Source organism: Desemzia sp. AGC72, assembly GCF_057334175.1.
On the sequence record NZ_JBHFIG010000011.1, the window covers coordinates 19449 to 30282 of the forward strand.

At 37.6% G+C, this 10834-nt stretch carries 9 protein-coding genes and 1 tRNA gene; 7 read left to right on the forward strand and 3 right to left on the reverse strand.

The window, feature by feature from the left end:
• The first annotated feature begins 123 nt into the window (after window positions 1-123).
• Complete coding sequence (locus ACE025_RS06260) at window positions 124-1851, forward strand: phospho-sugar mutase (protein ID WP_485938563.1); 1728 nt, start codon at window positions 124-126, stop codon at window positions 1849-1851.
• A 58-nt stretch (window positions 1852-1909) separates the two neighbouring features.
• Here the strand turns inward: ACE025_RS06260 and ACE025_RS06265 are convergent, their stop codons facing one another.
• Window positions 1910-2245, reverse strand: coding sequence for a winged helix-turn-helix transcriptional regulator (locus ACE025_RS06265; RefSeq protein ID WP_485938565.1), 336 nt, complete (start codon window positions 2243-2245; stop codon window positions 1910-1912).
• A 128-nt stretch (window positions 2246-2373) separates the two neighbouring features.
• Here ACE025_RS06265 and ACE025_RS06270 point away from each other — a divergent pair, with 128 nt between their 5' ends.
• Both ACE025_RS06270 and ACE025_RS06275 read left to right on the forward strand, forming a co-directional pair.
• Window positions 2374-3438, forward strand: coding sequence for an LLM class flavin-dependent oxidoreductase (locus ACE025_RS06270; protein ID WP_485938579.1), 1065 nt, complete (start codon window positions 2374-2376; stop codon window positions 3436-3438).
• A 12-nt stretch (window positions 3439-3450) separates the two neighbouring features.
• Complete coding sequence (locus tag ACE025_RS06275) at window positions 3451-4017, forward strand: NADPH-dependent FMN reductase (protein WP_485938567.1); 567 nt, start codon at window positions 3451-3453, stop codon at window positions 4015-4017.
• Window positions 4018-4491: 474 nt separating this feature from the next.
• On the opposite strand, the gene lpdA is transcribed toward ACE025_RS06275, so the two are convergent.
• Window positions 4492-5886 (reverse strand): dihydrolipoyl dehydrogenase, encoded by a 1395-nt coding sequence (gene lpdA / locus ACE025_RS06280; RefSeq protein WP_485938569.1) that lies wholly within the window; start codon window positions 5884-5886, stop codon window positions 4492-4494.
• 200 nt (window positions 5887-6086) lie between these two features.
• Here lpdA and rapZ point away from each other — a divergent pair, with 200 nt between their 5' ends.
• From rapZ to whiA, 3 genes are read left to right on the forward strand one after another with little or no spacing between them, the layout of a single operon-like run.
• Window positions 6087-6974: an RNase adapter RapZ gene (rapZ, locus tag ACE025_RS06285; RefSeq protein WP_485938571.1), complete on the forward strand. Its 888-nt coding sequence runs from the start codon at window positions 6087-6089 to the stop codon at window positions 6972-6974.
• Entirely contained in the window at window positions 6974-8014 is a 1041-nt protein-coding gene (locus ACE025_RS06290; protein WP_485938581.1) for a gluconeogenesis factor YvcK family protein, read from the forward strand. The genes rapZ and ACE025_RS06290 overlap by 1 nt, the downstream gene beginning before the upstream one ends.
• 23 nt (window positions 8015-8037) lie before the next feature.
• On the forward strand, window positions 8038-8994 hold the full coding sequence (gene whiA / locus ACE025_RS06295; protein WP_485938573.1) for a DNA-binding protein WhiA: 957 nt from the start codon (window positions 8038-8040) through the stop codon (window positions 8992-8994).
• A 54-nt stretch (window positions 8995-9048) separates the two neighbouring features.
• Here the strand turns inward: whiA and rpoN are convergent, their stop codons facing one another.
• The gene (gene rpoN, locus ACE025_RS06300; RefSeq protein WP_485938575.1) at window positions 9049-10398 is read right to left on the reverse strand and encodes an RNA polymerase factor sigma-54; all 1350 of its coding nucleotides are present in this window, start codon (window positions 10396-10398) and stop codon (window positions 9049-9051) included.
• A 219-nt stretch (window positions 10399-10617) separates the two neighbouring features.
• On the opposite strand from rpoN, the gene ACE025_RS06305 reads away from it, so the two are divergent.
• A tRNA-Arg gene (locus tag ACE025_RS06305) sits at window positions 10618-10689 on the forward strand.
• Window positions 10690-10834: the final 145 nt, after the last annotated feature.

A 10834-nucleotide genomic window follows, 5' to 3' on the forward strand; every position in this document is an offset into this window, starting at 1 on the left:
GTTTATAAAATATTTTTGCATATAAAATCACATCTGACCACGCTCATTTCTCGTTTTCTTATTTAATAAATGGTATAATTTTAAGAGAGTTTATATATCGACTAAATGAAAGAAGGTATAATTATGAGCTGGAAAGAAACTTATAAAACATGGAATGATTTCACCGATTTAGACCCAACGTTAAAAGAAGAATTAACGGCTTTAAAAGAAAATGAATCAACTTTAGAAGATGCATTTTATGCGCCGCTGGAATTTGGTACTGCAGGGATGCGCGGGGTTATTGGAGTAGGAATCAACCGAATGAATCAATATACGATTCGTCAAGCAACAAAAGGATTAGCTTTATTTATGGAACAAAATGGTGAAGAAGCTATGAAGCGAGGAGTTGCAATCGCTTATGATTCTAGACACCAGTCTCCGGAATTTGCTTTAGAAGCAGCGAAAACACTAGGTGTTCACGGGATTCCTAGTTATGTATTTGAAAGTTTGCGTCCAACACCGGAATTATCTTTTGCGGTTCGTCATTTAAATACTTTTGCTGGGATCATGATCACAGCTAGCCACAACCCACCAGAATACAATGGATACAAAGTTTATGGAGAAGACGGAGGTCAAATGCCGCCTAAAGATGCTGATGCATTGACTTCATTTGTTCGCAGTATTGAAAACAGCTTATCGATTGAAGTGCTGTCTAAAGAAGAATTGGAAGAAAAAGGTCTGTTGACGATTATTGGCGAAGATGTCGATAAAGTATATTTAGACCATGTAAAAGAAGTAACTATTGATCCGGAAATGATTGAAAGAATCGGCAGCGACATGAAACTGGTTTACACTCCACTACACGGTACTGGAAAAATGTTGGGAGAGCGTGCTTTAGCGAATGCCGGATTTACAGGCATCACATTAGTTCCTGAACAATCAATCGCTGACCCTGAATTTCCAACGGTGAAATCTCCAAACCCAGAAGAACCAGGTGCCTTTGAATATGCAATCAAATTAGGGAAAGAAATTGATGCAGATGTACTGGTTGCGACAGACCCTGACGCTGACCGATTGGGGATTGCTGTCAAAACAGCCGCTGGAGAGTACGAAGTATTGACTGGGAACCAAATTGCCAGCTTGATGCTGCATTATTTACTAACGGCTCAAAAAAATAACGGAACATTGTCTGAAAACGGAGCAGTGTTAAAATCTATTGTTTCAAGTGAGTTGCCAACCGTTATTGCAGAAAGTTTTGGCGTAAAAATGGTTGATGTATTGACAGGATTCAAATTTATTGCAGAAAAAATCGAGCAATATGAAACAGATAATAGCCAGACTTTCTTGTTCGGTTTTGAAGAAAGCTACGGCTACTTGGTCAAATCATTTGTTAGAGATAAAGATGCGATTCAAGCATTGGTATTGATTGCAGAAGTTGCAGCTTATTACAAAGAAAAAGAACTGACTCTTTACGATGGCTTGCAAGAGTTGTATGCAACATACGGTTATTTCAATGAAAAAACGATTTCTGTGAAAATGGCCGGTATTGAAGGTTCCGAAAAGATTAAAGCGTTGATGAAACGTTTCAGAGATAAAGCACCGACTGAATTTAACGACATTAAAGTTACTGAAGTAGAAGACTTCAAAACAAGTACTAAAACTTCAGCAGATGGCACATCTGAAGCTATTGAAATGCCAGCTGCAGATGTATTGAAATATACGATGGAAGACGGCAGCTGGATTGCTATCCGTCCATCTGGTACCGAACCAAAAATCAAATTTTACATTGGCGCTAAAGCTGAGACCAATGAAGAAGCAGCTGCAAAAGTAGCTGGTTTTGAAAAAGTGATCAATGCATTGGTAGAAAACTAAATGCTATATTCAAAAAGGAGTTAGGGGGAAACCCTAACTCCTTTTTGAATGGAAATAATTACAGTGGTTGATTGTTTTGACGAGAAGTATGTTGTGTGCCCCATTCATGCATTGCATTTAAAATAGGAGATAAACTTTCTCCATACTTAGTGATAGAATATTCTACTTTAGGAGGAACTACTGGATAAACAGTTCTATGAACAATGTCTTCGCTTTCTAATTCGCGTAATTGCTTGGTCAACATCTTTTGAGTAATTCCAGGAATTTTCCTGGCTAATTCACTAAACCGCAAAGGGCTTTCTTTTAACAAATGCAATAATATGATGGGTTTCCATTTTCCAACTAAAATGTCTAAAGCCTCTTCAACATTACATAAATCTGGTTCCAGTTCCATATGATAAGTCTCCTTAGTATCTTTTTGTATACTAGAGTACTTTAAAGTACCTACTTACAAAAAGTAATTATATGAGTAATAATACTATTATAAGCTTTATAAGAAAATTCGTCAAAATAGAAAGGAAGATACAATTGAAAGAATATCGAATTGACAAGAATGAAGGACTAGAATTTGGCATATACACCTTAGGAGATCATCTTCCAGATCCCTATACGAATAAGCGGGTTTCTGCTCAACAGAGAATCTCGGAAATTATAGAGTTAGCTAAACTGGCAGATCAAGCTGGCATAGATTTTTTTAGTGTTGGGGAAAGTCATCAAGATTATTTTGCCACTCAAGCACATGCAGTAGTATTAGGAGCTATTGCTCAAGCGACGAAAAAAATAAAAATCGGAAGTTCATCTACAATCATAAGTACTTCAGATCCCGTTCGTGTGTATGAGAATTTCTCTACTATAGACCTGATTTCAGATGGAAGAGCAGAAATTATTGCGGGTCGTGCCTCTAGAATTGGATTATTCGATTTGCTTGGTTATGATGTTCGAGATTACGAAGCTTTATTCGAAGAAAAATTCGACTTACTGCTACAAATCAATAAAGAAGAAGTCATTAATTGGGAAGGTGAATTTAGACCAAAATTAAAAAATGCTCGTGTTTTACCTCGTCCGAAAAATAGTTCTGTACCCATTTGGCGCGCAGTAGGCGGGACAACTGATAGCGCAATAAAAGCTGGTTATGCAGGAGCACCAATGATGCTTGCCGCTTTAGGAGGAGCAGCCAGTCACTTTAAGTACACCATTGATGCTTATAGAGACGCAGCTAAAAGAAGTGGTTTCAATCCAGAAAATCTTCCAGTTGGAACGACAGGCTTTTTTCATGTGGCAGAAACAACACAAGACGCACTGAAAGAATTATATCCATATATCAATGAAGGTCAGAAGTTAACGAATGGACAAGGTTTTCCAAAGCAAGCTTTTGCTCAAGCAGTAGATAAGCGTAGTGTAATCAACGTTGGTTCTCCTCAAGAAATAATAGAGAAAATTTTGTATCAACATGAACTGTTTGGGCATCAACGCTATCTTGCTCAAATGGATTTTGGCGGGATGCCATTTGATAAATTGGTTAAGAATGTAGAAATCATAGGTAATGAAATTTTACCGGCTATTAGGAAATATACTGCAGTGAAGTAAGGGGACAAAAAAATGAAAATAGTAGGTTTATCAGGTTCCAATGTGGGATCTAAGACTAGGATAGCTATGGGGTACGTACAAAAAGAGTTAACAGAGAGTAATCCAGAAGACGACTTTATGATCATCGATTTGGCAGACTACACTCTTCAATTCAGTGATGGACGAAACTATTTGGAATATGATGGAGATACAGGTTATGTAACCAAACAGTTGATGGAAGCTGATGCCATTATAATTGGCACACCGATTTTTCAAGCATCTATACCAGCTGCTTTGAAAAATATCTTTGATTTGTTGCCCCAAAATGCCTTTAGAGATAAAGTAGTGAGTATTATTGTGACTTCAGGTTCGTCGAAACATTATTTGATCGCGGAACAACAATTAAAACCGATCTTGTCTTACATGAAAGCTCAAATTGTGCAAACTTATGTATTCATTGAGGAAAAAGACTTTTACCAAAAAGAAATTGTAAACGTGGATATTATTTTTCGTATCCAACGATTAGTAGAAGATACTGTTGTTTTAACGGAGACCTATAAAAAACTTCGCAAAGTAAAAGAAGAAGCATACGGGTTTTAAAAAAAGTTCCCCAGTAACGAGCATTAGAGCTCATTACTGGAGAACTTTTTTAATATCAGAAAAACCATTTAAATAAAAATACGTTTTAAAAGGAACCTTGTTAAGGTTTTTACTTAGTCTAAATGCCGGCATAATGAATTTTATTCACTTTTTTTTAATAAAAAAACGAACTTTAAGCAAGTGTGTCACTTCACGTGTTAGAAAGCCTAAACGGTTTACTCCACGCTCTTTACTGGACGCGTTGCGCATGACAGCTTACACTACCATTTCACCTTCCAGACTGTTTGGAAAAAGCCCAAACTGTCTGGAAGGTGAGATGTACGGTAAGCTAAACGTCATGCTCCACGCTCTTTACTAGACGCGTTGCGTTCGGCAGCTCGCCTATCACTTTCAAAAAAAGAAAGCTAGGGAAAAAGCCCCCAGCTTTCTTTTTTGTGAAGTGTACATCGAGCTAACCGCCTCACTCCACGCTCTTTACATGTGGATTGGCATGCCTAGGGCTAGTTCAGATGCGTCCATGATAGATTCGGCAACTGTTGGGTGAGCATGAATTGTCAATGAAATATCTTCGGCATTCATACCGTTTTTGATTGCAAAACCAACTTCACTGATGATATCTGGAGCGCCAACGCCAGCAATTTGTGCACCTACAAGAGCGTTGTCGTTATCTTGATCTGTAATCAAACGAACAAAACCTTCCGTTTGGTTCAATGATAATGCACGACCATTTCCTGCAAGAGGGAACTTGCTGATTTTTAAATTACGGTCAGATTTTTTCGCTTCTGCTGCAGACATACCTACAGTAGCCAACTCAGGTTCAGTATATACAGCGATCGGTAGGATTTCTTCCTCTAATGCAGGATTTTGTCCAGCAATCACTTCGGCTACGATTTTCCCTTCATAACTTGCTTTGTGAGCAAATGCAGGACCAGGAGCTACGTCTCCGATAGCGTATATTCCTTCAACAGATGTTTGTAGAGAATCGCTGACTTTAATACGGCCGTTCTCAAGCATTTCTACGCCGATTTTTTCTAAGTTTAAACCGTTTGTGTAGGGTTTTCTCCCTGCAGAAACAAGAACAGCACTTGAAGTGATTGTTTCTTCTTTACCATTTTTTTCATAAGTGATTGTAACCTCATCTGCAGTTTCTTTAGTGCTCTTGATGTTTACGCTAGTGATTACTTCGATACCTTTTTTAGCATAATTTTTTTCAACCATTTTAGACATGTCTTCATCGAAGAAGTGTAAAATGTGAGATTCTTTTTCTAAAATCGTTACTTTAACGCCTAAGTTGCTGAATGCGCCAGCTAATTGAGAGCCAACATATCCTCCACCAACAATAACAAGTGATTCGGGAGCTTTTCTTAAGCCGAGACCTCCAGTAGTGTCGATAACTTTTTCGCCAAATGGAACTTCAGCTAATTCAATAGCAGTAGTGCCAGTTGAGATAACAGCTTGTTGGAATTCCATTTCTTCTGTGCTGCCATCTTCTTTTTCAATAATCAAGTGTTTATTATCTTTAAAACTAGCTTTTCCGCGGATGATTTCAACTTTGTTTTTCTTCAATAAGCTTTCAACCCCGCCTGTTAAGCGTTTAACAACTTGGTTTTCTTTCCAATCTTGGGTTTTCTCTAGATCGATTTGAGCTGAACCAGTTTGTACACCAAAAATTTCAGAATTTTTAGCATTGTGGAATGCGTGAGCAGCAGTAATGATAGCTTTAGAAGGGATACAACCAACATTTAAACATGTACCGCCAATGTATGTTTTTTCAATAATAGTAACTTTTTGTCCTAACTGAGCTGCGCGTATCGCTGATACATAACCACCAGGACCTGATCCAATAATGACTGTTTCTTTTTTGCTCATAGAAAATCACTCTTCCCTTATTGTTTTATATTTCACACAACTATACTCCCAATAGTAATTTACTCTAAATATGAACAAAAAACAAAGAAAAGTTCTCATTTCTTAAAATCATATGAGGGAAGCTATACATGACACGCCCGGAATGTTATAATTTTAAAGATAAGAGTGTGAGGGATCGTATAAGGAAAGAGGCGAAGAATATGGTTGAGAGTCTAAATATTGTCATCATTACAGGAATGAGCGGAGCAGGTAAGACAGTAGCCATGCAAAGTTTTGAAGATATGGGTTATTTTTGTGTAGACAATATGCCGCCAAGTTTATTACCGAAGTTTTTTGAATTAGTAAAAGAGTCAGGAAAATTAAACAAAATTGCACTTGTGATTGATTTACGTTCTAGCGCATTTTTTGATGAGCTTGTACCGGCGCTTGAAGGTTTAGATAATACTTCTCTTGTGACAACAAGAGTTTTATTCTTAGACGCTGATGATGCGGAATTGGTTTCACGTTACAAAGAAACTCGTAGAACTCATCCTTTAGCTCAAGGTGGGCGAGTGATGGACGGAATCAAAAAAGAAAGAAAGCAGCTCGAAGCTATAAAAGGAAGAGCGCAGCTGATTATCAATACAGCGGATCTAACACCTCGTCAATTGAGAAAAAAAATAATCGATGAATTTCATACAGAAGAAACCACTACATTTAGAGTGGAATTAGTTTCTTTTGGATTTAAATATGGTGTGCCGATTGATTCAGATGTAGTTATGGATGTTCGATTCTTGCCGAACCCTCATTACGTTGATGAACTGCGACCTTTAACAGGGCAAGATAAACCTGTATATGATTATGTGATGAAACAACCTGAAACGGAAGTCTTTTACCGCAAATTTACTGACTTACTGGAGTACATTTTGCCGGGATATAAAAAAGAAGGGAAAACTTCTGTAACGATCGCTATTGGTTGTACAGGAGGTAAACACAGATCTGTAGCATTAACAGAACGGATAGCTGCAAAAATACAATCCGATGGTTATCCAGTTCATATTACCCATCGGGATTACAGAAAGCTTAAGGAGTCAGTGAATCGGTCATGATGAATGAAAAATTAACGAGAAAGAAAAATAGAAAACCGAAAATCGTTGTTATCGGCGGCGGAACTGGGCTGCCGGTAATTTTGGCGGGATTAAGAGCCAAAAATGCCGATGTGACAGCTATTGTAACTGTTGCTGACGATGGTGGGAGCAGCGGTGACTTGAGAAGACAAGTTAATGCTGTGCCGCCTGGAGACATTCGTAATGTATTAGTTTCTTTATCAGACATTCCAGAAATGCAGAAAGAAATTTTCCAATATCGTTTTGCTGTTGAAGATCAATCTTTAGCAGGACATTCCATTGGAAATTTGATCATTTCTGCTATGGCTGAAATGAAAGGTAATATTTATGAAGCTATCCAAGTGTTAGGGAAAATGATGATGATCGATGGTCATGTGTATCCAGCTGCTGAAGAACCGCTTGAATTGCATGCGGTGTTTGAAGATGGAACTCAAGTGAGCGGGGAATCCTCTATCGCAAAACATCGGAAAATGATCGATCATGTATTCGTCACAAAACTCGACGGATCAAAAGATGTAAAAGCGGCTCGGAAAGTCGTATCAGCGATTTTAAATGCTGATATGGTCGTACTGGGACCTGGTAGTTTATACACCAGCATCTTACCTAATTTGATGATTCCAGAAATTGGAGATGCGATTAAAAAGACTCAAGCCAACGTTGTATACATTTGCAACATCATGACTCAGTTGGGCGAAACGGAAAATTTTTCAGATGCCAACCATTTAGAAGTTTTGCACCGTCATATGAATCAAAAATTTGTTGATACAGTTTTAGTGAACATTGGTGAAGTACCGGAAAATTACATTGATACTGAAAAATACGATGAGTATTTAGTACAAGTTGACCATGATTTTAACGGACTGAAAAAAGAAGCGCCGATGGTCATTTCTAATAACTTCTTAGAATTAAGAGACAATGGTGTATTTCATGATAAAGAAAAAGTAGTAGAAGAATTGTTCAAAATTTCATTTGACGTTCAATACTGTGGTAGAAAATTTGAAACCAATATCGATACTATATAAAAAAATGAAAGGAGGAGATAGAATTGTCTTTTGCCTCAACTGCGAAAAAAGAATTAACTCAGTTAGAAGTGCATCGTGAGCATGCCAAAGCCGAATTAGCTGCATTGATCCGGATGAATGGAAGCATCAGTTTAGTAGAAAAGAAATTTATTCTAAACGTCCAGTCTGAAAATGCTGCAATAGCAAGACGGATCTACATTTTATTAAAAGACCACTTTGAAGTAGAAAGTGAATTACTGGTCAGACGGAAAATGAAGCTGAAGAAAAATAATGTATACATTGTTCGTTTGAAACAAGGAACTAAAAAAGTGCTGGCAGATTTATCCATTATGGACGGTATGCTGTATCAAGGTCATGTAACTAAAGAAATCACTCAAAACAACCAAAAAATAAAATCCTACCTAAGAGGGGCTTTCTTAGCAGGCGGTTCAGTCAATAACCCGGAAACGAGCCGATATCATTTAGAGATTTATTCCAATTACGAAGAACATAATGATGATGTCTGCGATATGATGAATGAGTTCGGCTTGAATGCTCGTAAAATCAGCAGAAGAAATGGGTACATCACTTATTTGAAAGAAGCTGAAAAAATTGCTGATTTCTTAGCGATTATAGGAGCTACAAACGCGATGTTGAAATTTGAAGATATCCGTATCGTAAGAGATATGCGAAACTCAGTGAATCGACTTGTGAACTGTGAGAATGCAAATATGAATAAAACCATTGATGCGGCAAGTAAACAAATCGAAAACATTCTTTACTTAGATGAAGTGATAGGATTGGACAATCTTCCAGATAAGTTAAAAGAAATTGCTATCGTGCGAGTCGCGAATCCTGATGTGACTCTTAAGGAGCTGGGGGATTTAGTCCCAAGCGGAAAAATCAGCAAGTCAGGCATCAATCATCGACTGCGGAAATTGAATGAGATGGCAGAAAGCCACCGTAATAACAGTCGACCTAGCGAACTATTAGTCAATTAAATTTATATGCAAAAAGATTCCCCGGCAGTTTTTCTGCTGAGGAATCTTTTTTGTTTACGTGTATCGTTTTCGATTGGTAGATGAGGGGATAGATAAAGCCTCACGGTATTTGGTGACCGTTCTTCTAGAAATCTGAATCCCTTCACTCTCCAACAAAGTGGCTATTTTCTGATCGGATAAAGGTTTTAATTTGTTTTCTTCTGCAATGAGATCTTTTATTCTTTGTTTTACGCCATCGGAAGAGATATCTGTTGAATCTGCTTCAATCGAATCAGTGTCAGAAAAACGTTTCAAACCAGTCGTGAAAAAGGACTTCAGTTCAAATGTGCCGAAATCGGTTTGAATAAATTTATCATTTACAGATCTACTCACAGTAGACTCATGTATGTCTAAGAGCTGAGCAATCTCTTTCAACGTCATCGGAGTCAAAGGTCGAGAATCTTGTAAAAAGAATTCCTTTTGTTGATCAACAATAGCTGTCCCTACACGGATGATCGTTTCCTCTCTCTGCTGCAAACTCTGCTGGATCCAATCGTATTCTGCATACTTTTCTTGAATAAACTTTTTGACATCTTTATCTTCGATCGCAAGCATATCCTGATAATAGTCTGTTTGAAATTTGATCACCGGTAATCCTGTTTTAGCTGATTTGACAACAAGTTCATTATCCACTGATGTCACGATCAAATCAGGACGAATGAATTGTTCGTCTTCACTTGAATAAACAGCTCCAGGATGAGCTGTTAAGGTTTGCACGTAGTCTGCCACTTCCTGGACTGCAGACATCGGAATACCATATTTTTTTGCTAATAGTTCCCATTTGCGAGTGCTGAACAAATCGAATGATTCTTCTAAGATAAGATAAGCCAAGTTTGGCGCTTCATCGTCACGTTCCGTTTGAAGCATCAAACATTCTTGCAGGTTTCTTGCACCTACACCTGCAGGCTCAAGTTGTTGTAGGAGCGTTAAAGCGTCGATCAATTGGATTTCTTCAGCACCTGTTTGTTGCTTAGCTTCTTCTAGAGAAATCGTCAGGTATCCATTCTTGTCTAAATGATTCGTCAACCAAAGCACTAATTCTCTGAGGTACGTATCTCTCATGGTCAAGTGGACTTGTTCAATTACATAAGAAAATAACGAAGTTTGTCCTCCAGCTAAATGGTCGATCGGATTGTAACTAGTATAAGCGTTCGATGACGAGTAAGAGTTTTTAAAAGAGTTGTCAGCAACAGGTTGTTTGACTTTAATTTCAATCAAAGGATTCCCTAAAGCTTTTTGTTTTAGAAAAAGTACCAAGTCTTCTTGATTCATATTCAGCATCTGGATAGACTGCTGTAATTGTTGAGTCATAGCCAGCTTTTGAACTTGTTTTTGTTGTTGCGTATAGTTTTGCTCAAAATTCATGTCCATCCTCCTTGAAACGGTTTCATATCCTCCGACATCATACCACATTCTGTTAAGAGCATTAATCAGTTTTAAGAAAATCCTATTAGGAATGTGACGAATATTTGAAAGCTTCATTATACAATCAAATAGTGAAGATGAGCTTTATTATCTGAAAAGATAATCTTTAACTTGTTTTTTCTTGTATTATTAGATAAACTAAAATAGTTGTCATCCTACGTCCCCTTAGTGTAATGGATATCACGTAAGATTCCGGTTCTTGAGATGGGGGTTCGATTCCCTCAGGGGGCATTATAATAAAAGGTACTGTTTAAAGAAGTTGGTGAACTCCCTTCTTGTCAAGTAGACTGGCAAATAAGCAAAATAATATATGCCATATATGACATTTGTCATGTATGGCTTTTTTATATTGGAATACTTAATTCCATTAAGTGCA